Origin of the sequence: Bacillus salipaludis, from assembly GCF_030938565.1 — a bacterium.
GTDB lineage: Bacteria > Bacillota > Bacilli > Bacillales > Cytobacillaceae > Neobacillus > Neobacillus salipaludis_A.
In genome coordinates, this window is the sequence record NZ_JAVGVR010000001.1 from 18,871 (window position 1) to 44,651 (window position 25,781).

Annotated in this window: 23 protein-coding genes and 1 pseudogene; 7 read left to right on the plus strand and 17 right to left on the minus strand. The window is 40.7% G+C overall.

Annotated elements, in window-relative coordinates; all coding sequences use genetic code 11:
• Window positions 1–53 precede the first annotated feature (53 nt).
• Window positions 54–782, plus strand: a complete 729-nt coding sequence (gene tatC / locus RCG21_RS00105) for a twin-arginine translocase subunit TatC (RefSeq protein WP_308912640.1) — start codon at window positions 54–56, stop codon at window positions 780–782.
• A 204-nt stretch (window positions 783–986) separates the two neighbouring features.
• Here tatC and RCG21_RS00110 read toward each other — a convergent pair whose 3' ends face one another.
• A complete protein-coding gene (locus tag RCG21_RS00110; protein WP_165976177.1) occupies window positions 987–1,136 on the minus strand; it encodes a hypothetical protein in 150 nt (49 codons plus the stop codon).
• A gap of 312 nt (window positions 1,137–1,448) precedes the next feature.
• On the opposite strand from RCG21_RS00110, the gene RCG21_RS00115 reads away from it, so the two are divergent.
• Complete coding sequence (locus RCG21_RS00115) at window positions 1,449–1,916, plus strand: DUF8821 family protein (protein WP_133333180.1); 468 nt, start codon at window positions 1,449–1,451, stop codon at window positions 1,914–1,916.
• 722 nt (window positions 1,917–2,638) lie between these two features.
• Here RCG21_RS00115 and RCG21_RS00120 read toward each other — a convergent pair.
• Genes RCG21_RS00120 through RCG21_RS00130 form a run of 3 tightly spaced genes read right to left on the minus strand, consistent with a single transcriptional unit; the run spans window position 2,639 to window position 6,120 of the window.
• Complete coding sequence (locus RCG21_RS00120; RefSeq protein ID WP_133333179.1) at window positions 2,639–3,424, minus strand: SDR family oxidoreductase; 786 nt, start codon at window positions 3,422–3,424, stop codon at window positions 2,639–2,641.
• A gap of 16 nt (window positions 3,425–3,440) precedes the next feature.
• Window positions 3,441–4,715, minus strand: a complete 1,275-nt coding sequence (locus tag RCG21_RS00125) for a (Fe-S)-binding protein (protein ID WP_308912641.1) — start codon at window positions 4,713–4,715, stop codon at window positions 3,441–3,443.
• The gene (locus RCG21_RS00130; RefSeq protein ID WP_235824718.1) at window positions 4,708–6,120 is read right to left on the minus strand and encodes an FAD-binding oxidoreductase; all 1,413 of its coding nucleotides are present in this window, start codon (window positions 6,118–6,120) and stop codon (window positions 4,708–4,710) included. Before RCG21_RS00130 ends, RCG21_RS00125 begins: the two co-directional genes overlap by 8 nt.
• A gap of 105 nt (window positions 6,121–6,225) precedes the next feature.
• On the opposite strand from RCG21_RS00130, the gene RCG21_RS00135 reads away from it, so the two are divergent.
• Window positions 6,226–6,867 (plus strand): hypothetical protein, encoded by a 642-nt coding sequence (locus RCG21_RS00135; protein WP_133333177.1) that lies wholly within the window; start codon window positions 6,226–6,228, stop codon window positions 6,865–6,867.
• A 66-nt stretch (window positions 6,868–6,933) separates the two neighbouring features.
• On the opposite strand, the gene RCG21_RS00140 is transcribed toward RCG21_RS00135, so the two are convergent.
• The 8 genes from RCG21_RS00140 to RCG21_RS00175 all read right to left on the minus strand — a co-directional run bounded on the left by RCG21_RS00140 (window position 6,934) and on the right by RCG21_RS00175 (window position 17,203).
• A complete protein-coding gene (locus RCG21_RS00140) occupies window positions 6,934–7,731 on the minus strand; it encodes an ABC transporter permease (RefSeq protein WP_133333241.1) in 798 nt (265 codons plus the stop codon).
• Complete coding sequence (locus tag RCG21_RS00145; RefSeq protein ID WP_133333176.1) at window positions 7,731–8,678, minus strand: ABC transporter permease; 948 nt, start codon at window positions 8,676–8,678, stop codon at window positions 7,731–7,733. The genes RCG21_RS00140 and RCG21_RS00145 overlap by 1 nt, the downstream gene beginning before the upstream one ends.
• A complete protein-coding gene (locus RCG21_RS00150; RefSeq protein WP_308912642.1) occupies window positions 8,642–9,742 on the minus strand; it encodes an ABC transporter ATP-binding protein in 1,101 nt (366 codons plus the stop codon). Before RCG21_RS00150 ends, RCG21_RS00145 begins: the two co-directional genes overlap by 37 nt.
• Before the next feature lie 17 nt (window positions 9,743–9,759).
• Complete coding sequence (locus RCG21_RS00155; RefSeq protein WP_133333174.1) at window positions 9,760–10,854, minus strand: ABC transporter substrate-binding protein; 1,095 nt, start codon at window positions 10,852–10,854, stop codon at window positions 9,760–9,762.
• Between the two features lie 34 nt (window positions 10,855–10,888).
• Complete coding sequence (locus tag RCG21_RS00160; RefSeq protein WP_308912643.1) at window positions 10,889–11,866, minus strand: TAXI family TRAP transporter solute-binding subunit; 978 nt, start codon at window positions 11,864–11,866, stop codon at window positions 10,889–10,891.
• 156 nt (window positions 11,867–12,022) lie between these two features.
• The gene (locus tag RCG21_RS00165) at window positions 12,023–13,399 is read right to left on the minus strand and encodes a sigma-54-dependent transcriptional regulator (RefSeq protein ID WP_133333172.1); all 1,377 of its coding nucleotides are present in this window, start codon (window positions 13,397–13,399) and stop codon (window positions 12,023–12,025) included.
• On the minus strand, window positions 13,374–15,485 hold the full coding sequence (locus RCG21_RS00170; protein ID WP_308914226.1) for a transporter substrate-binding domain-containing protein: 2,112 nt from the start codon (window positions 15,483–15,485) through the stop codon (window positions 13,374–13,376). The genes RCG21_RS00165 and RCG21_RS00170 overlap by 26 nt, the downstream gene beginning before the upstream one ends.
• A 746-nt stretch (window positions 15,486–16,231) precedes the next feature.
• Complete coding sequence (locus RCG21_RS00175; RefSeq protein ID WP_208025317.1) at window positions 16,232–17,203, minus strand: LCP family protein; 972 nt, start codon at window positions 17,201–17,203, stop codon at window positions 16,232–16,234.
• Between the two features lie 396 nt (window positions 17,204–17,599).
• Here RCG21_RS00175 and RCG21_RS00180 point away from each other — a divergent pair, with 396 nt between their 5' ends.
• The 3 genes from RCG21_RS00180 (at window position 17,600) to RCG21_RS00190 (ending at window position 18,427) form a co-directional block, all read left to right on the plus strand.
• Window positions 17,600–17,818 (plus strand): DUF1659 domain-containing protein, encoded by a 219-nt coding sequence (locus RCG21_RS00180; RefSeq protein WP_026574130.1) that lies wholly within the window; start codon window positions 17,600–17,602, stop codon window positions 17,816–17,818.
• A gap of 36 nt (window positions 17,819–17,854) precedes the next feature.
• Window positions 17,855–18,073: a DUF2922 domain-containing protein gene (locus RCG21_RS00185; protein ID WP_026574131.1), complete on the plus strand. Its 219-nt coding sequence runs from the start codon at window positions 17,855–17,857 to the stop codon at window positions 18,071–18,073.
• A gap of 207 nt (window positions 18,074–18,280) precedes the next feature.
• Window positions 18,281–18,427 carry a YvrJ family protein gene (locus tag RCG21_RS00190; RefSeq protein WP_026574333.1) on the plus strand — a complete coding sequence of 49 codons (147 nt, stop codon included), beginning with the start codon at window positions 18,281–18,283 and terminating at the stop codon, window positions 18,425–18,427.
• A 390-nt stretch (window positions 18,428–18,817) separates the two neighbouring features.
• Here RCG21_RS00190 and RCG21_RS00195 read toward each other — a convergent pair whose 3' ends face one another.
• The 5 genes and pseudogenes from RCG21_RS00195 to RCG21_RS00215 form a co-directional block, all read right to left on the minus strand.
• Window positions 18,818–20,014, minus strand: a complete 1,197-nt coding sequence (locus RCG21_RS00195; RefSeq protein WP_308912644.1) for a uracil-xanthine permease family protein — start codon at window positions 20,012–20,014, stop codon at window positions 18,818–18,820.
• 454 nt (window positions 20,015–20,468) lie between these two features.
• Window positions 20,469–21,228 (minus strand): annotated as a pseudogene (locus tag RCG21_RS00200) (SDR family oxidoreductase).
• A gap of 754 nt (window positions 21,229–21,982) precedes the next feature.
• Complete coding sequence (locus RCG21_RS00205; RefSeq protein ID WP_308912645.1) at window positions 21,983–22,123, minus strand: hypothetical protein; 141 nt, start codon at window positions 22,121–22,123, stop codon at window positions 21,983–21,985.
• A gap of 247 nt (window positions 22,124–22,370) precedes the next feature.
• Window positions 22,371–23,168 carry a fumarylacetoacetate hydrolase family protein gene (locus RCG21_RS00210; RefSeq protein WP_133333167.1) on the minus strand — a complete coding sequence of 266 codons (798 nt, stop codon included), beginning with the start codon at window positions 23,166–23,168 and terminating at the stop codon, window positions 22,371–22,373.
• 652 nt (window positions 23,169–23,820) lie between these two features.
• Window positions 23,821–24,369 carry a hypothetical protein gene (locus tag RCG21_RS00215; protein WP_308912646.1) on the minus strand — a complete coding sequence of 183 codons (549 nt, stop codon included), beginning with the start codon at window positions 24,367–24,369 and terminating at the stop codon, window positions 23,821–23,823.
• Window positions 24,370–24,731: 362 nt separating this feature from the next.
• Between RCG21_RS00215 and RCG21_RS00220 the strand changes: the two genes are divergently transcribed.
• Window positions 24,732–25,430, plus strand: coding sequence for a VIT1/CCC1 transporter family protein (locus RCG21_RS00220; RefSeq protein ID WP_308912647.1), 699 nt, complete (start codon window positions 24,732–24,734; stop codon window positions 25,428–25,430).
• The last annotated feature ends 351 nt before the right edge of the window (window positions 25,431–25,781 follow it).

Consider the following 25,781-nt stretch of genomic DNA (forward strand, 5'->3'; position numbering starts at 1 on the left):
ACGAGGCAACTCGTCTACTTCTTTTATGAAGATTAAAAAAGGGAGGTACAGACATGGAACATCAACATCTTTTAGGGCATCTCGAAGAATTACGGAGCAGAATCATAAAAACATTAGTGGCATTTGTATTCTTTTTGATCGTGAGTTTTTGTTTTGTAAAGGAAATCTATCATTGGCTCGTTCAAGATATGGATCAGAAACTTGCCATACTTGGACCGAGTGATATCCTGTGGATTTATATGGTGATTGCGGCAGTCATTTCAATCGCTGTGACAATTCCTGTGGCGGCCTATCAAACATGGCGCTTTGTTTCCCCCGCTTTAAAACAGGAAGAAAAACAGGTCACGTTACGATTCATCCCAGGTCTCTTTCTATTATTTCTCTTAGGAATCTCGTTTGGATACTTCGTATTATTTCCGATGGTCCTGAAGTTCTTAACTTCTTTATCGGACGGTCAATTCGTGACGATGTTTACTGCCGAAAAATACTTCAGGTTCATGATCAATCTTATTTTGCCTTTCGGATTTCTATTTGAAATGCCGCTTGTGGTGATGTTTTTAACAAAACTAGGGATTCTCAATCCGAAGAGGCTCGCGAAAGCTCGGAAAGTCTCCTATCTGGTTTTGATTGTAATAGCAGTGGTCATTACTCCGCCGGATTTTCTATCTGACTTTTTAGTGACCATTCCTTTACTTGTTCTGTATGAGTTGAGCATTACTTTGTCGAGGGTGGTGTATAGGAAAAAGCTTATGAATGAAAATGTGGCAGTAGCACAAATATAAAAATTCCACATGGGCGGTTGTCTTGGTTGTATCAAAACTGTCCCCATAGTCTCTAAAGCAGCCAATTTGTTTCAGGTTTCCGATGTGTTTTTTACTTTTATAACGGAATTTTTTTGTATATAATGGATATATACTAAAAAAGAGAAGTGCTGCAAACACTTCTCCCTGCAGCTGCTACCGTCAGGGTGGTGGTTGTCAAATACCTTATTGATTTTCTTGAGAACCTCCCTTTTGCTTACGACGGCGTAGGGTGGTTTTCTTGTTTTCTAGAATGTTTTTCCGAAAGAAATAAGCAGTCAGTTCACGCAGTAGCCCTTTCAGAACTTCTCGTAGAATTTCAAGAAATGTTTCCATGATTATCACCTCCCTTCCTTAGCAACGGAAAGAAGACTGACAACCTACCACCCTAACAATATTCAGTTGCAACTCCATTCTAACACTTTCTATAAATACAATAGCCTATCAATCTTCGACAAAATTCGCAGAGCGGCTATCAGAACTGCCCTTATGAAAAGCTTCTTTTCTTTTTTATGGCTCGTTAACTTTCCGTGAAGTACAATAATTGGTGATAGTATAAATACATGGACATGTCTAGTTAAATTTTCAAAAACTGACCATACTGGAAGGGTAAGGATTTGTCCTTTAGATATAAGAGGAGGAATGGAAATGTCCTATGTTGTTGATTTTAAAAATGTGTCTACGATTGGTTTAGAGTCTTCACCTGCAGCAGATGCGCTTGCTGGTTTACGTGCGAATGAAGCCCGTTACTTTATGAACAAATACAAGCATGAATTTACGGTTGTCCCAGCTAGCGAAAGCAAGGAAACCCTTGATTATGTGAACCGAATTTTGAAAGAAGAACGTGATATTGAGTTTGCAGCCAAACCTTTAGAGACCTCGCGTTTACAAGTGGAAAATATCGATTGGACTTATGTCTTTTATGAGGATGGTCTTTCGGTCAACGTCCTGTATACGCTTGATGGCCCTAAGCCAAAGCGGGCCGTTGGTTTTAAGCTTTCTGAGGGGATGGAGGTCCCTAAGGAGTTAGAAGGGAAGTTTAAGTTTGCTAGGCAGAAGTCTAAACTAGCAGGAACCATTCGGGGCTCGTATTTTGTCATTAAAGGAGAATATTAAATTCCACCGGGACGGTTCTCCCGGCTTTTTTTGTCTATGAGTGAGAACGGTCCCTTTGTCGCCAAAATTGTCGATAAAAGCTAATTTTGTGTTGATATCATTCATTTTTGTGTTGATATACGGCAAAAAGTGTCGATATAATCCCATTTTGTGTCAATATCATAAAAACGGCCATTCGTTTACCCACCGTTTTAGCTCTTTACCCACCTATTTGAGCTATTTACATTCCGGTTCTCCCCTTTTACCCTCCACTTCACATTTTAGCTACTGAAAATCAGTTATCCTTTTCTAAAAATTACCTTTTTAAAATTTAAATTACCATTTTCAGTAAACCCCTAGCCCTAGATTGGGTATCCTTTATAACCTAATTTCATTTACCCACTTGTTTTGGCTCTTTACCCACCACTTTGGGGCGTTTACATTCCAGTTCTCCCCTTTTATCCACCACTTCTGGCCATTCACCCTCCACTTCGCATTTTAGCTACTGAAAATCAGGTATCTTTCTTTAAAAATTACCATTTTCAGTAAACCCCTAGCCCTAAATTAGGCCTCCTTTTCAACCTAATTTCATTTACCCACTAGTTATGGCTCTTTACCCACCACTTTGGGGCGTTTACATTCCGATTCTCCCCTTTTACCCACCACTACTTCCTATTTACCCTCCAAAATAAAAAGGGCAGCTTCATATAGAGTCGAAGCCTGCCCGAAATGTAGCTATATTCTTAAACCGATTTCACCATCCCACCATCCACAAGCAACGAACTTCCTGTAACATAGGTGTTCGCATCCGAAGCTAAAAAAGTGACAACTCTAGCAAACTCCTCTGGTTTCCCATACCTGCCAAGAGGAATATTCTTCTTGGAAGCCGCCTCCACCTCATCAGGAGAAACCCCCAACTTATCTGCCTTAAGCTGATCTAGAAAAGCTACTCGGTCTGTTGCAATTCTACCCGGTGATACGGTATTGACCAAAATATTGTACGGAGCCAGTTCTTCCGCAAGACTTTTCCCAAGTCCAAGAACGCCTAAACGAAAGGTATTCGATAAAATTAGGCCAGGTATCGGTTGTTTAATGGAAGAGGAAGCGATATTAATGATTCTGCCGCCTTCTTTCTTTAAATCTGGCAGAACTTCTCGGACAAGTCGCACATAGCTTAATAGATTCAATTCGAAAGCTTGATACCAATCTTGATCTTGAAAGTCTTCAAAACCTCCCCCCTTTGGTCCTCCCGAGTTATTAATTAAAATCTGAATGTTTCCTAAGGTTTCCCTCGTATGCTTGACTAATGCTTCAATTTCCTCCGCTTTGGTAATATCCGCGGGAAAATAGGCAACTTTCCCTTCTCCTAACGACTGCAGCTCTTCTTGAACTTCCTTCAGCTTTTCTTTATTTCGGCTGGTTAACATGACGTTAGCGCCCTCCATAACGAGTTGGGCCGCTATCGCTTTTCCCAATCCTTGGCTAGATGCCACCACAATCGCTGTCTTTCCTGCTAAATGTAAGTCCATTTTTTTCTCCCCCATATCAAATTTTATCGATTTCACAGGCTTCCGCTAGCAGTTCAACAAGATGAACCACTTTGATTTTTTCTTCTTTCCTTTCGCGCCTAACACCTAATTTCATCTGTAAATGGCATCCCGGATTACTTGTGACGATGATGTCCGGCTCCACTTTTTCAATATGATTCATCTTTTGATCCAACACTTCCATCGCTTCATGGTAATGGACGACATTGTAAATTCCTGCAGATCCACAGCACATGTCCTGTTTTTCAAACATACGGTAATCAATCCCCGGAACCTTCTTAATTAATTGATGAGGCTCATCAGCGACTTTTTGAACATGCCGTAAATGACACGAGGGTTGGTAGGCAACGATTTTTCGAATTTCTTTGGTAAATGGCAATGAACTCTCGGTCAATAAAACGCTAATGTCTTTACACCGCGCAGCAAATTTCTCTGCACGAGAATGCCATTCTGATTCTGCCTCAAACAATTCAGGATACTCCACCAACATCGCACCACAACCGCCGATACTATTGACAATAAAATCAAAATCATAGTGTTCAAAGGCGGCGATATTTTTTTTAGCAAGGGCGATGGTCTCTTCTTTTTTCCCACTATGATGCAAAAGGGCTCCACAACAGGATTGTTCTTCAATCAAGGTGACTTCACAGCCAGCAAGCTGCAGTAATTTCATACTGTCATCATTGATTTTTGAAAACATCACATCCATAATACAACCCACAAAAAATCCAACTGTATGGGTCTTCTTCCCAATCGGAGGTAATACTCGATATTCTCTTTCCTTTTTTGCCGGCATCTTGATCATGGGAGTAATGGATTCCATTGCCTGAATACTTTCTGGGAATGCCTTCATAATGCCTGACTTTCTCGCTAAAGAAACCATTCCGGTTTTTTGTGCGAATTGTAACCCTCTTCCCGCAACCTTTTGCCACTTTTTATTCGGTAATCCTTTTTCAAGGAGCATCGTTTCCATTTTGGAAGCAGGCTTCTTGTTCGCGATGAATTCCTTCGCGGATTGCAAAATGGTTCCGTATTGAACATTGGTCGGACAGGCGGTTTCGCAAGCTCGGCAGCCTAAACATAATTCAATGGAGGATGCGGCAGCCTCGACTGAAATCTTTTCTTCTGATAATAATTTCACTAAATTGATTCGCCCCCGTGGTGACTGGGTTTCCACACCGGTCGTCTCGTAGGTGGGGCATTTTGGCAAACAATAACCACATTGGACACAGGCAAAGGTTTCTTCATAGGCTAATCTATCGCTTCTACTCATCGGTTAACACAAACCTTTGTCCAGGCTCCGGAAATATTTTTCCGGGGTTTAAGAGATTATGAGGATCCCAGGCTTGTTTCATCCGTTTCATCATCGATAAACCAGCTGCACCAAGCTCCATTTCCATAAACGGAGCCTTCATTGTTCCAATCCCATGTTCTCCTGATAATGTGCCGCCCATTTCGACTGCAGCTTGAAAAATCTCCTCGACTGCTTTTTCCACTCGTTTCATTTCTTCGATATCACGTTTATCCGCTATGATATTCGGATGCAAATTCCCATCTCCAGCATGGCCAAATACAACTAAATCGATGGTATACTTTTCTCTTATTTCCTTTAACCGTTGAAACATATCGGGAATCCGACTGCGCGGAACCGTAGCATCTTCTGAAATCTTCGTTGGCTTTTTTCGAACAATCGCTGGAGAAACGAGTTTTCTCGCCTTCCAAAGTTCGGCTTCTTCTTCCTTTGTTTCTGCTATTTTCACTTCTCTCGCGCCAATTTCTAAACAAATTTCCTTCACCCTTTGGGCTTCTGCTTCGATGGCAGCAGGATGTCCGTCCAATTCGATTAATAACAGCGCTTCGATATCGGTGGGTAACCCGGATGGCTCAAATTGCTCTACTGCGATAACAGATGCTTGATCCATAATTTCTAATTTCGATGGTAAAATCCCACCTGTCAGGATGCTGGAAATCGCTTTTCCGGCAATGACGAGGTCATCAAAAAGGACCATTAACGTTCCGGTCGACTGTGGTTTAGGGATTAACTGTAGTATCGCTTTTGTGATAATCCCTAACGTCCCTTCAGAACCAACCATTAATTTCGTTAAGTCATAGCCTGTTACATTTTTTACCGTTCTTCCCCCTGTTTGGATGACTTCCCCGTCAGCCGTAACCACTTCAAGGCCGAGCACATAATCCTTCGTCACCCCATATTTAAGTCCGCGCGGGCCGCCGGCGTTCTCCGCTAAATTCCCGCCAATGGTAGACACATGGGAGCTGCTCGGATCAGGAGGATACATTAGACCATATTCACTGGCCATTTTATTGATATCTGCCGTGATCACTCCTGGGGAAACAATCGCGACTAAATCATCTGGTTCGATCACTAACGTATCTGTCCATTTAGAAAAATCAAGGACAATCCCGCCATGAACCGGTAATGGGCCCCCGCTTAAGCTCGTTCCCTTTCCCCTTGGATAAATCGGTGTTTTATGTTTATTGGCTACTTTGACAATTCCGACCACTTCATTCGTAGAAGTGGGCTGCACAACCACATCCGGTGGAAACACGCCGAAAGAGGCATCATAGGAATAACTGGCAAGATCCGCTTCATTTGTAAGGACTCGACGTTTGTCCTGAACCACTTGGCGGATTTCTATTTCGATTTCTGCATGTATCACAACCCCCACCTCCCTTTCTAAAAAATATATAGACAGAATATTGAGAGTATTATAGATAAAAATTAGTTATAATGAACAAAATGAGAATGAGAGAGGATGACAATTTTGAAAGTAGCCTTAATTCATGCAACAACCACAGCCTTACAGCCGATTGAAAAAGCGTTTCAGGAATCTGCTCCTGAAGTAGAGCTGCAACATTTTATGGACACCCATCTGCTTTCCATGATGGAAAAAGCCGGGGGCCTCACTCCCGAAATCATTCGCAGATTTTCGGTATTGGTAAACCTTGCTGCTGAATCGGAAGCCAATTGCATTCAATTGACTTGTTCAGCCTTTAATAACACACAAAAGATTTTGCAGCCGATGCATGCGGTTAAACTTTTTCGGTCCGATGAAGCAATGTTGGATGAAGCACTAGCTTATGAACGAATTGGCCTCATTTCCACCGTTAAAGAAACCCCAATCGCCTTAATGAGTTATTTACGAGAAAAAAGACCGGATTGTATCATTGAATCTCTAGTAGAACCGGGACTAATCCATCTTCTATTTCAAGGAAGGATTGATGAACATGATGAAAGGGTACGTAACATGATCCAGCAAATGGACGGAACAGTGGATGTCATTGTCCTTTCACAGTACAGTATGGCTCATGTTGCCGATCAGGTTCAGACCTCTGTTCCGATTCTTACTGCACCACAAGCAACGGTGAACAGATGTTTAGGCTATTTAAAATCTCATTCCTCTTGAACTTAAAACAGCCGGCTGTTTTGCTTTTACTAGCAAAATGCCGGCTTTTCTTTTTCCTCTTAATTCCTAATGCTGGGTGCCACCGAATAACTTTCCAACCCCATGAATCTTTTCAAGTACCACGATTAAAATGACAGAAATGAAAATAACCACACTCGACACAGAAGCGACGATTGGATTATACGCATCCTGCATCGTTGAGAAAATCTCGATTGGAAGGGTTCGCATATCCGGAGATATCATAAACAATGAGACGGTAACATTATCAAAAGATGTCAAGAATGCAAATAATCCTCCAGAGATCATGGCCGGCCGGATGAGCGGCAGGGTCACCTTCCAAAAGACAATCAATGGATTTGCCCCTAGAATCGCGGCTGCTTTTTCCAAATTGTAATCAAATCCGCTTAACCCTGTTAGGACCAAGCGAATCACATACGGGATACAAATGATCGTATGTGCAATTAAAAAGCCTGTTGAAGTACCTGCAAGCATCATCGGTGTGAAATAGATCAGCAGGGCAATCCCTAGTACAAGTTGAGGTACACTTAACGGCGCGGTCAAGATGGATGTAATATAGTGCTTTCCGGGAATATCATACTTCGCAATCGCAAGGGCCCCCAGCGTCCCGAATAAAACAGCAAAAAAGGCAGCTAAGGAAGCAAAGAGCAAACTATTATAAAAGGCTTCGACGAATTCAGTGCGTTCTAAAATCTTTGTATACCATTGCAGCGAAAAACCTTTTGGTGGAAAGCTTGGATAAGCTGCACTTGTAAACGATGCAGGGATGACCACCATTAATGGAAGTAAGATATAGATGATCCCGATCACAGCAAGGACCACACGGAACTTTCCAAGTACTTTCATCATCGGAACACCTCCCGAAACTTACTTTTTTCAAATGCACGTGTAAAGATGAAAACGGAAAGAAGCGTAATCAAAAGGAGTACGTACGACAATGCTGAACCAAATGTCCATTTCAGAAGGTTGTTAATTTGATCATATACAACCACTGGCATCATCGGAACATTTGCGCCTCCCATTAAAGAAGGAGTGACATAGGCACTCATCGATAAACTAAAGACCAGCACACAGCCCGATACAATCCCTGGCAAACTAAGCGGAAGAGTAATCGAAAAAAAGCTCCGCAGTGGACTGGCACCAAGAATCGCTCCCGCTTTCTCTAATGATGGGTCAATATTATACAAGCTCGTCACAATCGCTAACACCATGAAAGGCAAATAGGCATTTGAAAGACCGATGACCACACCAATTTCAGAGAATAATAGATTGAGCGGCTTATGAATAATGCCCAGATTCATTAAAAGTGAATTGATCGTACCGTTCGGTAATAATAATAAGTACCATCCAAAATTACGTACAACAATGCTGACCAAAAGAGGGGAAGCAATTAATAAAGTAATATATCCCCGAACTTTCGGTGAGCTTTTCGCCATCGTTAACGCGATGGGGTATCCCAGAATAAGGGAAACAAGTACAGAATATAAACTGATTTTTACCGTCAACCACATCGAAGATAAGTAATAGTGGTCGGTAAATAACGTGATATAGTTTTGTAAACTAAAAGCGGCATCGGTACCATTCAAACTATCAGTAGAAATAAAACTTAAATACAAAATATACAGCATCGGGACCACAAAGAATCCAAAGATGAATAACAGGATTGGGACTAAAAGAAGAAGCCCGGCAATCCAAGTTCTTCTTTTTTTCACTTTCGTCCTCTTTTGTGGTTCCGCCTTTACCGTTTTTTGTTCACTTACTTCTTGATCAGCATAATTTCTGACGGGTTCCATCCAACATACACCTCACTTCCATTTTGCCAGGTTGAGTCATAGGAACTGGTTAATAATTGTAGCGTTTTCCCTTGCAGGGAAACATCTACTTCCCATGAAGTACCAAGGTAATTCAGCTGAATGATTTTAGCCGGCTGAAGTTCCAAGTTTGGTGAGGAGGTTTCCCTCGTTGAGGAAATGTGAACATTCTCAGGGCGAATATAAAGTCTCACCTCATCCCCTGCTCTCAATGAACGATTCTCGCCAATCATATTGGCCGAATCGACATGAATGATTTCCTCACCGACTATCACCGAAATTTTCCTTCCTTCGGCTACCACAACCACTCCTTCAAACGAATTCGATTTTCCGATGAATTGAAAGACAAATTCCGTGTTCGGATGATTGTAGATCGCGGTCGGTGTGCTGATTTGTTCAATTTTTCCTGCATTCATCACAACGACCCTGTCCGACATCGATAAAGCTTCCTCTTGATCATGGGTAACAAAAATCGTGGTGACCCCTATTTCCTTTTGTAAACGCTTAATTTCCGCGCGCAGTTCATGTCGTAATTTTGCATCCAGATTGGATAGTGGTTCATCGAGCAGCAATAATTCCGGCTCAACGACGAGTGCTCTAGCAATCGCGACACGCTGCCTTTGCCCTCCCGATAATTCCCTTGGGTAACGATGTTCAAGCCCGGACATCTTCACCAGTTCCAGAACTCGATCCATTTTCTTTTTTTGCTCCGATTTAGCCACTTTTCTTAGGTTCAAACCAAAGCTTAGGTTTTCTTGCACCGTCATATGTGGAAACAAGGAATACGTTTGAAAGACCATTCCTAAATCGCGCTTATAAGGGGGGACTTTCGTTACCTTTTTCCCTTTAATGTACACATCCCCCTGATCGGCTTCCAGAAAGCCTGCAATTAAATTCAATGTAGTCGACTTCCCGCAGCCTGAAGGTCCGAGCAATGTTAACAATTCACCCTGTTTTACTTCCAAGTCAATATCATTCAGTACGACATTGGATCCAAATTGTTTTCTTGCACCCCTGATCTCTACATCGCAAGGAATTGCGTTCATGGTCTGTCCCTCCATTCTTATTTTAATTTTTTACCGATTTGTGGAACGACTTCTTTCGTCCAACGATCAGACCATTCAGCCCGTACTTTCGCGTATGCAGCAAAATCAGGTTTATAGGTTTTGTCTGTATCCTTTAGCCCAATCGATTCTTGGAACTTCTCTGGAAACTTCACGCCTTCAACAACTGGATAAAATCCCTGTTCTGCAATTAAAGCTTGTGAATCAGCACTTACTACATAGTTGAGGAATTCGAGTGCTTCCTTCTGGTGAGGAGTATTTTTCACAAGAGTTCCACTAAAGGCTTGAATCGGTACCCCTTCTTTTGGTACCACCATTTTAAGTGGAACACCTTGAACCGCTAAATCACCAATCGCATAGCTTCCCATAACGGTTACATCAGCAGCACCTTGCTGAAGCGCTGGCATCACTTGCGTTGAATTTTTATAAAAAGTTGTGGAGTAACCGGCAAGCTCTTTTGCTTTTTGGATCCCTGGCTCCACATTATCTGTACCGCCACCGTTTGCCATCGCAAGTGCGTTTAAGGTGTTAAAGCCCCAGTCATTTGTAATATCTACAAACGCTGTTTTTCCTTCATATTGGCCAGATGCTAAGTCGTTCCAGGATTCAATCGGTTTCAAGCCCTTCTCTTTAAACGTTTTTGTATTATAGGCAGGGGCAATGGCCAATCCAAATATTGGAGCACCTGCATCCTTAACGGCTACAAACTTCGGATCGACATGACTCATATTCGGAGCATTCGATTCATCGATTTTATCGATAAGCCCTTTATCATTTGCACGCTGTACATCGGTTGGTACAAAGATGGCAATGTCAATTTGTGGAGCATTTTTTTGTAATTCTACCTTCGATAAAATTTCTCCAGAAAGTCCTGGAACAAAGTTAACCGTGATGCCGGTTTCCTTTTTGAATTTCGGAGCAATGACGTCCCGGATGGTTTTTTCAATAACCCCGCCATTTCCTGCAATGGTAATAGATTTTTCCCCATCTTTTCCCGCTTTCGCAGTCCCTCCGGCCTTTTGTGGATTAGGAGCTCCACAGGCTGATAAAATAATTAGTAAAGCGATTGAAATTAATGAAAGGATCTTTTTCATTTTCACTTGCCCCCTATTTTTTTGTAGTAGTATTTTAATGGATGATTTCTTTGAAAAATTGTTTTGCTCCAGGATGGAGCTTGATTGGAATCCCTGCAGTTGCATTAGATAAATGGAGTTCCATTGCTTCTAGGTGAGCGTTTTTGGATTCTGGTAAATGGTCATATAACGTTTTTACTATTTTGTAAGCTTCTTGTTTAGGCAAATCCGGGTATGTAAAAAGGACATTTTTTACGATTAATGTTGGTGTACGCTTGATGCCAGCGTAAGTTTGACTGCTTATTTCATCCAGTGTGTAAAATTCAAACTTCTCATGAAGGCTTTTTGCCATTTGTTTTGGAATCGGAATAAGAGAAATTTTCATCTCTGACGCAAGTTCCGAAATCACTGGATTCGGTAACCCGGAAGAAAAGAACGCAACATCAATCGTTCCATTTCTTAAGGCATCTGCCGATTGTGTGAAGGAAAGAGTAGATACATCCATTTCATTGCTTGCTAGATTGGCAGCCTTCAGGACCCTTTCAGCCATCAGTTTGGTTCCGCTTTCGACGGTTCCAATACTGACCCTTTTCCCACGTAAATCTTCTAAAGTATGAATATCACTTTTGGTTGTGACAATTTGGATATAATTCGAGTAAAGTCCAGTAAGGGCGAGAATTTTCTTTTTTTTCGTTTCTGGCAATGACAGGACATCCACCGTACTAAATCCTAATTCCGCTTGTTTCTGACTCACTAGCTTTGTATTCTGAATCGAAGCGTGCGTCACTTGTGTTCCAGCTGCTTTTCCATTGTACTTTCGAAATAAATCTGCCATCGCCTCTCCCAAAGGAAAATAGACACCTGACATATCCCCCGTCGCAATCACTAATGGAGTTTGACTTTCTGTAAGTTCCTCTGCAGGTGGAGGAACGGTTTGAACCCCACTTGGAAATAATTCCCGACTAACCGTTATACACCCAATCAAAAGAAAGAGTAAAAGGACTAAAATTTTTATAAGTGTCCCTGTTTTCAATGACTGTCCTCCTTTCACACAGATAATATGCAATTACCGTGCCAATTTTCAGATTATTGAATTTAAAAGCGTTTTCATAAATAGTTGTCCCTTTTTTAAAAAGAAAAGCGGCAAATTCTGCCGCTATTTTCGGCAAAATTTGCCGTATACCGGAATTTATTCAATTCCGATTTCATATAGTTTTATTTTCTCCCGGAGACTTCTTTCAGAAATTTGTAACGTCTCGGCAGTCCTTTGACGGTGTTTTCCACAATGTTTTAAAGTCCCAGAAATGACCTTTTTCTCAATTTCCTTCATCGATAGACCGACCGGAATAACGATACTATTCTCAGAATCATTTAAAATACCGCCAGCCTCTTTCTTTTGCTCTAGCATGTAATAAGGCAAATCCCCCTCATCAATGACGGTATCAATGGAAAGCGCTACTGCGTATTCAATGATATTTCCCAGCTCCCGAACATTACCCGGATAGTGATAGTCAAGTAAAAGTCTGCGGGCAGCTGCAGAAAGGGATCTCTTTTCTCTGCTCATTTCTTTACAATACTTTTGCAAAAAATAATCAATCAACAGCGGCAGATCCTCTTTTCGCTCTCGTAATGGCGGTGTTTTAATCGGAATCACGTTCAGCCTGAAATACAAATCCTCCCGGAACTTCCCTTCCTGGACCATTTGGGCAATATCTTTATTCGCCGCACATAGAATCCGAACATCTAATGAGATTTTCTTATTCGATCCGAGAGGTGTCACTTCACGTTCTTGAATGACCCTCAATAATTTAGCCTGAAGGGGCAGAGGCATCTCACTAATTTCATCAAGAAATAAAGTTCCTCCATTGGCGGCGACCCACTTTCCTTCCTTTGACTGTGTTGCCCCTGTAAACGCTCCCTTTTCATACCCGAATAATTCCGATTCAAGTAAGGTTTCAGGGATGGCTGCACAATTCAAAATTTCTAATGGTCCATCCTTACGCTTCCCTGAAAAATGAATCCTTTTCGCAACCAGTTCTTTCCCCGTTCCACTTTCTCCGGAAATCAAGACGCAAGAGTCGATATCTTTAATGCGATCGATCATTGAAAAGACATTTTTCATCGCTTTACTATTTCCTAAGAAGTCTTTAAAGCCCTTCCTTTCCTCCAGCTCTTCATGGAGGGTTTCAAGCATATTCGAGATTTGCTTAAACTCAGCGGCTCTTAATAAAAGCAAGGATAGGTTTTCGATATTAATCGGCTTTTCAATATAATAAAAGGCACCCATTTTGATCGCTTCGATGGAGGTTTCAATCGAAGCATAAGCAGTCATCATGATGACCGTCACAGATGGATCTTTTTGTTTAATTCTTTGCAAAACATCCAGCCCATTATAACGTCCAATCCGAAGATCCAGCAGAATAATATCGACCCGTTCTTTTTCCACGATGCCAATGCCTTCCTCCGGATCCGTTGTCGTCATCATAAAATAATCATCCTCAAGAGCAAAGCTAAGTGAAGCACAAATGGCTTGTTCATCGTCAATAACCAGTACCCTTGGCTTCAATCCGAATCTCCTCCTTTGTGTATAAAGGCAATAAAATCGTGAATGTCGTTCCTTGATCAGGAATACTATTTACTTGAATATCTCCATGGTTCTCTTTGATTAAATTGTAAGATAAGGTCAACCCCAGCCCGACACCTTTTCCCTTGGTCGTAAAAAATGGTTCAAAGATATGGTTGAGCACCCCTTGCTCCATCCCTTTACCCGTATCTATAATCAAAATCCTCCCCTTCTCGAGATCCTCTTTCGCCATGCAGATTGTAATTTTCTTCTCTTCTGTCTCTTCCACTGCATGAACGGCATTTAATAATAGATTAAGGAGGACCTGACGAATTTGCTGCGGATCAATGTGAAAAACAAGATCAGGTTCGATGCATTGTTCAAATTCAATCCTATTTTTATCCATCGTTACTTTTAGAATAGCGAGTAAGGACGTCAGCTGTTGAGCCGTGCAGGGTTGAATATTCGGTAAGCTGGGACGAGCATAATCAATTAAGTCGGTTACAATCCGATTGAGTCTGTTCACCTCTTCTGGTAAATGCTCCATTAGAACCTTTTGAAATTTCGGTTGATCGTATTTCTTTGGAATCAGGTCGATGAACGTTTTAATCGATGTTAACGGGTTCCGAATTTCATGAGCTACACCCGCTACTAACTGGCCGAGCGCATGGAGCTTTTCTTGTGTAATCAGCTTTTGTTCGAGTTTCTTTTTTTCTGTTTCGTCGTTCATGGAGAGCAAATAGCCTGCCTGGTTTTCAAGTGAGTTAAACATCTTATTGAGAGAATAATAGATGACCTTCCGTTCACCATTCTCATTTATTTCTAAAAAGCGATAATAATCAGCACCCTCTTGTTGCAAAGCTTGTCCAGAACGATCATGCTCAAAAAGCTTTAAAAAGATGGGCGAATCCTGAAGGTTGAACTTCGTATGGGCAGGAAGTTCGAGAATTTCCAATGCCCGCTGATTACAGCTTGTGATCTTAAAATCGATATCGAACGTGACAATGCCAGTGTCGATATTATTTAAAATTTGATCTTTAAATGCATTGCTATCAGCCGTTCGCTGCCGTTGCATGTGTAAATCTTCATTTAATAGTTGGAGGTCTTTTGTTTGAAGATTCACAGCTGCTTTTAACCGTTGATTCCAAATATAGATTGCAATGAGGATCAGGGCACCAATCAAAAGAAAGAGAGATAAATAGAAGATAAAATGTTCCAAACGGGCAATTTTCGCTTCGGTTTCGGGACGAACCCATTGATCAATTAATTTACTGACTTCTCCCTTAGCCTTTAATTTTGTAAGCGTTTGATTAATCATCGAAAGAAGGTCCTCATTCCCTTCCTTTACGGCAATCGCATAATCGGCCGGATTCATGACTTCATCCAGAATGAGGTAGTTGTCTTGTTGATCAAACTCTTTTAGAAAATAGGAAGCGGTAAATTCATTCCCAATAAAAACGTCCGCCCGGCCATTTAGAAGCGTCAACAGACCAGAGTATTGATTGGACACCAAGGTAAGATTCGTATTCCTTAAATTTAGTAGCGTGCCTAGTACAGGAGTATGATCTTGCAGGACAATATGCCTGTTCCTTAGGTCTTCGATACTTTTAATTCTGTCCTTACTTGCTTTTGGGATAATTAACGAATCGGACATCGTAAAGTAGGATTGAGAAAAATCGAATACTTTATCCTTTTCGGTGGTATAGGTTACCCCCGCGATTGCATCTATTTTACCATCTCGTAAGGCCTGCTCCGCTTCATGCATCTCCATTGGTATGTATTCAAATTTAAGCCCATTTGCATCTGCAATTTTTTCCATTAATTCAATACTTATGCCTGTCAGTGACCCTTGCTGATCTTTATAAGAAAAAGGAGGAAGGTCCCATTCTCCGGCGATTTTATAGGTTTTCCCTTCAGCAAATACGATAGGTTGTAGTAAGGATATAAATAATAGGAGACTTATGATGATAAAAAGCCTTCTTGCCAGTTCTCGGATAACACGGCCTCCTTTGCATAAGGATTCAAAATTCAGAATAATAATATAATCATAGGGAAAACTGCGGATGATAGCAAGTGCTCTGGAGTTCAGATAGGGGCGGTTCTACGCCGGATTTGGTCGAAGTTGTCCGCATTCCAAGGGGATTTATTAAATTGTCGATAAAATCCTATTTTTGTTGATATTCCACTAAAAAGTGTTGATATAACTCCATTTTGTATTGATATCCGATGAAAAAGTGTTGATATCACTCCATTTTGTGTTGATATCCGGTGAAAAAGTGTTGATATCATAATAGAGGCCCTTCGCTTACTCACGAATAGGATATCTATAAATACAATAACCTATCATTCTTTGACAAAATCCGCAGCACTGATATCTGAAAGTTTTAATACCTGGGCCCATGTCGAAAACATTTTGTTAACTACGACATACTTCCCGCTTTTTCACATCCACTGTTTGCTATCTTTATATATATAATGAACCTATTGTTCTATATACCAGAATGGTCATTTGATAGACGGGAATGGTTTACCACATAAAATAGGGGTTGATTTTTTGGATCGACAAGAGAACTTTTTTTGCGGTTTGATTTGGGGTGCCTCTTTAAGTATTCCGTTATGGATTGCTATTCTCGGCTGGATCAAACTATTATTAACCCTATAGGTAGGCTCTAAAATCAAGATGATCCTTTCAGGCTTTTGGCAACCGTTTTATAGATATCCAGCCCACTAATGTAGCACTATTTCGGATTGCTCTATTAATCTGCCTTTTTATAATCATGGACCTAGTATTAATTTTAAAAAAGCCGTAACCTATCTACAGGTTACGGCTTCTTTTTAACTATTAAAATATTTAGCAATTGTGCTTTTTAATTGTTCTGGATCAATAATGATTTCGGAATTGTTGGCCTTTAGGATGTCATCATACATCGTTCGGCCAACCCCTGTTAGTTGTTTGTATTTTAATTGCTTATTAGGATCAAAATCTTTCATGGCAAGGCCTAAGCTAACCATATCCGATGTTGACATATTCGTACCAACCATATATTTGGAAACCGAATTAACGAGTGAAGGCATTTTTGCAACATTGCTAGGGTTTAAAGCTTGTTTGGCAATTCCTTTTAGAGCCTCCAATTGAAGCTGCTGACGTCCATAATCTCCATTTGCAAGCGAATGGCGCTCACGGGAAAGAGATAATACAGTTTTTCCGTCTAAGAAATGAGACCCGGCAGTGACCACTTTATTACCAATCTTCACATCTGTTGGCACGTACATGTTAATACCACCCAATGTATCAATCATCGATTGAAGACCGTCAAAATTGGTTTCCACATAGTAATTAATCGGCACCCCAGTAAAATCACTGATTGCTTTTACGGCCCCTTCCATCCCTTGCTTAGGACCTTTATTGGCCTGCAAAATATACTGGACACTTGTGAGTTTCGTATAACCATAACCATCTAGATGAACACGTGTATCACGTGGAATACTTACTGCATTAATTTGATTTTTATCCAAATCAACATGCGCAAGGAGCATGCTGTCCGTATGACCAATTTTTTGACCTGGTCTCGCATCGGAACCCATGATTAATAGGTTAAAATTCGTTCCAGTAGAATTGCTTGGTTGTGTTTTTTGTTCGGTTGTCCCCGCGTTCGCGTTCACTACGGGAATATTTTTAAAGTGATTCTTTGGTTGAAGCTGATAGTAGGCAAAGCCAACCGCTGCAATGGCTACCACGATAATCCCTAGAAGAGAATAACCAAAAACCTTCCATTTACTTCGTTTTTTCTTACTGCTTCTATTCATAAATTCCTCCGCTATAAATTGCGTCATTTCTATTAATTTAATACTGTAACAACTTAAAATATTATCACCATATGAGATAATTGTCACTTACTACATAATACCAATGTCTGCCTTTACGCCAATCGATCCTTCTTCCACTTTAAAAAGAAAGATAAAATCTCTCCATGTACTTCCCTGTTTGTACTCCCATGTTTTATCTGCGTTAAAATTAGATTTTATCTGCCATTCTGATGTATTTATCTGCGTAAATGGGACTATTAACTGCGTTCGAAAGCATCTTATCTGCGTATCTAAGAAGATGGAGCTTTCTTCCCCTAAGCAGAAAATTTATTTTCCAACACCATGTCCTTTCCCTCCATTTTTCTTTATATAGAAGGTGTGAGGAGGTGATAAACAATGGCACAGGCACGATTGACTACGACGAAGCTTCGCATCGTATTTGAAACAGGTGTGGACGGAGAAGGAAATCCAATTTTACGATCCAAGACCTTCAGCAATGTAAAAAAAGAGGCAACAGCGGATCAACTCTACCAAGCAGCACAAGCCATCTTTGTATTGTGTAATGACACGCTTTACCGCATCGAGAAAAATGACAGTTCCGATCTATTAGTCTAGTGAGCAATTCATTTTTGAGGATAGGGGGTGAGGAAATTGGCTAAAACATTGGAATTACAATTCGAGACAGCTACCGGTAAAATTGCTCGCATTACCGTTGATAATCCAAAGGAACCCATTGATGAGGCGGTTGTGAAACAATCAATGGATCAGATCGTGAGTTCCGGTGCTTTCTATACAGGAAGCGGCGATCTTGTTTCGGCAAAAGGAGCAAGAATCGTGGAACGTAATGTAACAGATTATGAGCTTGTATAAGGTGAATCTTCAATCAGTGGGGTCTTTTTCCCACTGATTGTTAGTTGAACCAATCGGGCTTTTACGGACAGTTGACCCCCGCTTATCTGAATGGTCCATCAAATTCTTAAGTTGGGGTCTTACTGTCCGTTAATGCGGGATAAAGAGAGAGGCCGGGTTCTTCGTGAAACCGGTCTCCTTTACTAGAATGGAAGGAGGTGGCAGAAAATGGAGCAGATTATTCCAATCATTAGTGAAGTAGGTTTTCCGATCGTAGTGACACTCTATTTGCTTTATCGGATTGAAGCGAAGCTTGATATGGTGGTCCAGTCCATACAGAGCCTGCCGGACCGAATGAGGGAGCAAATGAAATAAGGGGGTTAACCCACCCGTCCAAAGTAGGAAATACTTGCAATCATCTTTCATAAAAAAGCCGTAGCCTATTTACAGGTTACGGCTTTTAAATAGGGCCATGGGGGACTGTTTTCATGGTTTCAGTGTTCAATAGAATTGTAGATAAAAGAGTAAAAAGTGTTGATATACACCCAAAAAGTGTCGATATCCTCCTAAAATGTGTTGATATAATCCCAATTGGTGTTGATATCACGTAAAAATATGTTGATATCCTAAAACATCGACTACCTTTCACCTAAAATCCACTCACATTCTCTATATCTTTTAGATAAAACCTTCCCATTACCAGGCATTGAGACCCTTTTTCTTTAATTGAGCCAAAGTCTGACCGCAAAAGATTCTCCTACCGCCTCAATTGTTCGAAATAGCCTTTTCATTTTGATTTTCTCTCTTTGTCGTAAAATCAGGTACGATCCAATAAATGAGCAATCCGGCAATAGTAGCATAGGCGATCCCATTATGCGCATATCCAACCCCGATGATGAAAATAATCGCGACAATGACCAAATTTTTCATATTAGCCAGACTCACTTTCTCCTCAAGGAGGTGACGGATTCCCATTGCTGCGATCATACCAAATAACAAAATACAGATACCACCCATCACCGCAACGGGAATGGATTGAATCACAGCTCCCACTTTACCGAACAAGCCAAGAAGAATCGCAAGAACAGCAGCCCCCTGAATGATCCTGCTGGAAAACTGGCGAGTGATGGCGAGAACCCCAAGATTTTCGGCGTAGGTGGTTTGCGCGGGTCCGCCGATGAAACCGGAGATTAAGGTTGCAATGCCATTCCCCCATAAGATCCTTGAAAATCCAGGATTCTTTGTTACATCTTTTCCGATAATCTCATTTAGTACAAACATATGTCCAAGGTCTTCGATGATGGTAACCAGGGCTATCGGCGCCATTCCAAGAATGACAACCCAGGTAAATTCCGGCGCGACGAAATGCGGAAGTTCAAAAGCCGGTGCAGCGGCGATGGTTTGAAAATCAACAAACCCACGTATGGCGGCATAAACATACCCAACAGCAAGACCGATGATAAGCGGCAAGAGTCGGATTATCTTTGTGCCTGCGAGCGTTGCGATGACTGCTGCAAGAAGGCTGACGATTGCGACATCCCAATGGGTCGAAGCCATGTTAGTCACCGCCGTGGTTGCCAGCGAAAGACCGATAATACTGACAACCGGTCCGACGACAACTGCAGGAATTACCTTCCGGACTTTTTCAAAACCGACAATTGAAATAATCAATGATACAATGGCATAAACAATCGAAACGCTAATCAGACCTGCAACGGCTTCACCCGGTGAATGCAGCTTCCCGACATACAACGCAAGCGGAGCAATAAAGGCAAAGGATGAACCTAGATACGTTGGAACCTTTCCGCCTGTAATAAGGTGGAAAATCAAAGTTCCGACACCACTAGCAATAAGAGCACTTCCTGGATCAAGACCGGTGAGGGCTGGCACCAAAACGGTTGCACCAAACATCGCAAACAAATGTTGTAACGATAACGGTATTGCGCTTAAAAATTTCTTCAATCCGTTTCCCCCCTTTATTTGTTCTTTAATGATATATTTCCTTAAGTGACTTTTAGACTAAATATTCAAAATATTATTCGCTGCAAAGAAATTCTCTTTTTTCATAAAAGGGACCATTCTCTTATTCTATTTTATTTTTTGGTCCAAAAAAGGGGGGCCCCACTTGTATCTTGTTGCAGTAGATCTAAAAAATTGTTGATATAATCCAATTTTTGTTGATATCCTGCCAAAAAGTGTTGATATAATCCCATTTTGTGTTGATATCCTTCCAAAAAGTGTCGATATAATCCCATTTTGTGTTGATATCCTTCCAAAAAGTGTCGATATAATCCCATTTTGTGTTGATATCCTTCCAAAAAGTGTCGATATCCTAAACCAGCTGGCTATTCTCCTTGCTCCCACACCCCGAGAATTCAATAATAAAGAGCTCCCCACAAGGGAAGCTCTTTATTCATTATAGAATGGTGTTTTTCATATTGGCGTACATCGCCTTTACGGTCTCATCAATTTCATCTCGGGACATCCTCAGCGCATTTTCAGAACGGGCATAACCGATTTCGTTTTTTCCTGCTTCAAGGCCTTTAAAGATCGCATCAGCAAATTCATCTACAGGTGTGCCAAAGGTGTGAAGGCCTACTCCGCCTAGATCGGTATTCACGGCCGGCGGCGCAACTTCGATCACTTCAATGGCCGTATCTTCAAGCTGACTTCTTAAGCTCATCGTAAAAGAATGAACCGCCGCTTTCGTTGCGGAATAAATCGGCGCAATCGCCATTGGAGTAAAGGCTAAACCGGATGATACATTAAGGATCGCCGCATAGTCCTTGTTGGCAAAGTACGGCGCAAAGAGCATGGCAAAATGAAAGGGAGCCTCTACATTGGAGGCGATTTCTTGGCTGTAATAGCTCCAATCATCCTTCGCGTTCGTTTTAAGAACATGGAAGCGCTGCTGAATGCCGGCGTTATTTACAAGTACGTTCACATCGGGGTGCTCGCTCGTGATCCAGTCGAACAAAGCAATCCGGTCCGATTCTTTGGTGACATCACAAACACGTGTGATGAGTTCAGGATATTTTTCCTTCTTCCTGAAGACTTGCTTCGCGTCGGCCACAGACAATAACTTTATTGTCTGCTTTAATGAATCTCTGGGCAAAAGCAAACCCGATTCCTGCCGCCCCACCCGTAATAAGTACTGTATTTCCTGATAATTTCATCATATCCCTCTTTCGTTAAACGAACTTTCCTTCCTCATAAACAGTTTAACCTTTTGAAATTGTATTTCAAAACCATGTTTTTTATTCAGACAAGACTTCTTAATTTTCTACGATTCATGTCCAAATACCAGCCTCATTCAGCTAGGCGAGGGTGTGTCGGGTCCCCAGTGATATAACCATCATCTACCTTATCAAATTGCAGCTGCTTAAAAAGGTCTTCTTTAATATTTTTATCTAACTGGAGGCTGAATCATTCGGCTCGATCTTCCATAATGTTAAATCTTTTGTTTCTAGCCTTAGCGGATCTAGATTTCTATCTCCTAAACGACAGCATCCGACGCTTTCTTTTTCAATTAAACGTTTAATTAAAACCGTTCCAAAGCGCTTTGGAAAACGAGCATTGTACAGTTTCCGAGGAAATTATTTGTCGATAAATTCTGTCCCATTCTCCCGATTGATCTCCTAAACTATCAAAAAATGACCTCATATCGCACAATGATACGCGTTTCTACAAGCTGGGCTTCTACACAAACGTTTGTCCCTCCAGCTGCTTTGGATGGACACTTTTATTGGTTCACACATGATTTTGTCCTTCCACCTGTTTTGGAAGGACACTTTTACTGGTCTTGCTTCGATTTTTATCCTTCCAGCTGCTTTGGATGGACACTTTTATTGGTTTCACGCATAATTTTGTCCTTCCAGCTACTTTAGATGGACACTTTTATTGGTTTTACGCATGATTTTGTCCTTCCAGCTACTTTTGATGGACACTTTTATTGGTTTTACGCATGATTTTGTCCTTCCAGCTACTTTTGATGGACACTTTTATTGGTTTTACGCATGATTTTTGTCCTTCCAGCTGCTTTGGATGGACACTTTTATTGGTTTCACGCATGATGTTGTCCTTCCACCTGTTTTGGAAGGACACTTTTACTGGTCTTGCTTCGATTTTTGTCCTTCCAGCTGCTTCGGATGGACACTTTTATTGGTTTCACGCATGATTTTGTCCTTCCACCTACTTTGGAAGGACACTTTTATTGGTATTACGCATGATTTTGTCCTTCCACCTCTATCGGGCAATGAAACCGACTTAAAAAAAGAGAAGTGCAGTTAGCACTTCTCTACCTTCAGCCTAATGGTTGCTAGATTACATAATTACGTAGTTTACCAATATTCTCTACTTCCACCGTTACGACATCGCCCGACTTCATTGGACAACTGCCGGAAGGTGAACCAGTAGCCAAAATATCCCCTGGCTCCAGTGTCATAACCTGTGAAATCCAACTGATTAGGAATGGAATGGAAAGTGACATCTGATTCGTATTCCCGTCTTGTACAACTTTCCCGTTTAAAGTGGTAACGATCCGTAAATTCGATGGATCAATACCTGTCACAATCCACGGACCCAATGGACCAAACGTGTCAAAACCTTTTGCGCGTGTAAACTGGGGATCCTTTTTGGTAAGATCTCTTGCCGTTACATCATTAAAGATCGTACAGCCAAAAACATAATCCATTGCCTCTTCTACTTTTATATTTTTGCCGCGTTTCCCAATGACAAGGGCAACTTCCCCCTCTAATTCCACCTGCTGGGTTAAATCACTTGACGGAAGAATGATATCCCCTTCATTTGGAATCAAGGAAGAGGCCGGTTTTAAGAACAAAAAGGGTTCTTTGAGATTGGCCTCCCCGCCAGTCTCTTTAGCGTGTCCAGCATAGGTCCAGCCAAAATTAATCACTTTTGATGGGGCTACAGGCTCTAAAATTTTCACATCACTAAATTGAACTCTTACACCATCATATTTCAGTTCATTGTTCGCAATTTCAGCAAAAGTACTGGACAATTGTAAAATATCATTGTCCTCAACCATTCCGTAATATACTTCACCATTATGATTTTCATATCGAACAATGGTTTGTGTTTTTTGTAAAACCTTCATGACAATACCAACTCCATTTTTAATTCATTGCAATTCTTCTAAAATACAACGTCTATTTTAAAACTTTAATGATTCTATCATTGTAGATGTTTCATCGTATGCAAACGGGCAAGACGATCCTTCATTTCTCTTGAGAGTGAATTTTAAGCCAAATTCACAATCTGGAATTTACACTTTATTTCCATATATTTCCGCACAACGCGTATTTACATTAGCTATTATATAATTAACTGGTGAAAAATCAATAAAATGTTCTCATTATGCACACATTTCCTATATCTACTATTTTCCCTTCTTCTAATGTTTCACATAAAAAAATGAAGATTAAGAGATCTATAGCCTCAATTTTCCGGTCCCACAAAAAACCTGTCGAAAATCCCCGAACTTCCTTACCAACAATTGGGTGATTTTGTAGTATGATAAAAATATCAATTTCAAACTATTAAGAAAATTAATGGCCTTTTTTTATTCATAACGAATCACAATAGGTTTCCAAATAGCTAAATAACCTAAAGAGGAGAAAACACAAATGAAGATAAAAAGGATCTTTTGTTTTTTTCGCAAATATCATAAGTATGATTACTACACCAGCGTTTGTGTTCGATGTGGTAAAAAAAGATAGAACCACGGGGCTGGTTCTCGTCCCCGTGGTTTATAAAAAAGAATGAATTAAAAATAGAACTGCAAAAGCAATACCAGACCGCAAATGCCATTTCCGGTCCATCTTCTTATATCGAAATAGTCCCGATATAGGAACTGGAAGCAGGACTACCAAGGAAATCAATCCACTTATATTATTAAAATCAAATTTGAAACCGTGCATAAAGACAGCTACCGTATGCAAGACAATAAAAGCGATGGCGATAATCGCTGCTGGAGTATGCCATTTTCGGGCAAAACGTAGTAAAGTGGACAACCATTTTTTCACCTTAACTTGACCTTTTAAATGACGAAGCTTCATAACCCGAAGGAGCACATAATAAGCAAGTACAAAAAATACGGCAATTCTTGCATTGGAGCCAAAACCTTTAAATGTATGTTCAAACTGCCTGCTATGCAGGGTGGTGAATGAAAGTTGTAATAGTCCTTTAAGCTCCCAAAGCATGATTAAAGCAGCGACCATAATCGCCACAATTACCCATATACGTTCCTTTTTAGGAATCCATCCTTGTTTTTGGACCTTGATTTCCCGTGTACTCATTGGTATGTCCTCCTATAAATAACTTGGGCATTGTCACCGAATCCCGCCTTTTCGAAAAAAAACCCCTTAAAGTTAAAATAGCCTTCAATTTTATTTAAATACAATCTAGCACGAAAAATGAAACATTTTTTAAATGAATGAATTCTTAATGTTAAAAAAATGCTTTTTTTTAACATTGAATACCAAATTAACGTTTTTGTATCTTTGCGAATAAACTGTTTCCAATTTTATTCGGAGATTTTTTTACTAGCGATCGTAAATACTATAAAAAACTTTTTCCTTTTAGGAGGAGTTAGGAAAACATTAAACACAACAAAAAGAGTCACATATTGATGTTAGATTAGTTAATAGGCGGTGAAAAGATGGATCAACACCTGCATCACGTGGAAGAACACTTTTCTGGGTCTGATTTCATTCGGGATATTGTAATTGGTATGTCAGACGGATTAACTGTACCGTTTGCATTAGCTGCTGGTTTGTCGGGTGCTGTGGATACAACAACATTGATTCTCACAGCAGGAGGTGCTGAAATTGCTGCAGGGTCAATTGCAATGGGACTCGGCGGATACTTGGCAGGAAAAACAGATATGGAACATTACGAATCAGAACTTGCTCGTGAACAGCGTGAAATAATAGAGCTTCCAGAACGCGAAGAAGAGGAAGTATCGGAAATTTTCAGGGAATATGGACTGGAAGAAGAACAAATCAAATCAATTACAGAAACCATGAAAAAGAACCCTGAAAAATGGGTGGATTTTATGATGAAATTCGAATTAGGGTTGGAGAAACCAGAGCCGACAAGGGCAAGGAACAGTGCGATTACCATTGCTGTTTCTTATATTGTCGGCGGGTTAATCCCTCTGTTCCCTTATTTTATCTTAAAACATCCTGCAACAGCATTAATGGTTTCGGCAATCGTTACACTGATCGCATTGATGATTTTTGGCTACGTAAAAGGAAGGTTTACGGGTACTTCCCCTATTAAGAGTGCTGTTCAAACGACGATTACTGGAGGACTTGCAGCAGCAGTTGCGTTTGGTTTAGCGAGAATACTCTCTTAAAAGCAGAATGGCAAACTGCATAAAAATTTGCCGGAGCTAATATAATGAATGGGGTCTTGCCCCTGAAACCGATCCCCTAGCATGATCAGTGCAAAGGGAAGATTGATAAAACCTTAAAAAGTGTTAATATAATCGGAATTTGTGTTGATATCCTACAAAAAAGTGTTGATATAATCCCATTTTGTGTTGATATTCGATGAAAAAGTGTCGATATCCTAAAAAACCTGCTTAAAGCACGGGTAAACTCCACTATTGTTCGCATGATTTCTTTTATGCCGTGTACTTTTCAGCTGTTCCGGCTTTATTACCGTATCTTTGAGAATGAATCCGTCTTGTTTCAGGATTGTCCCT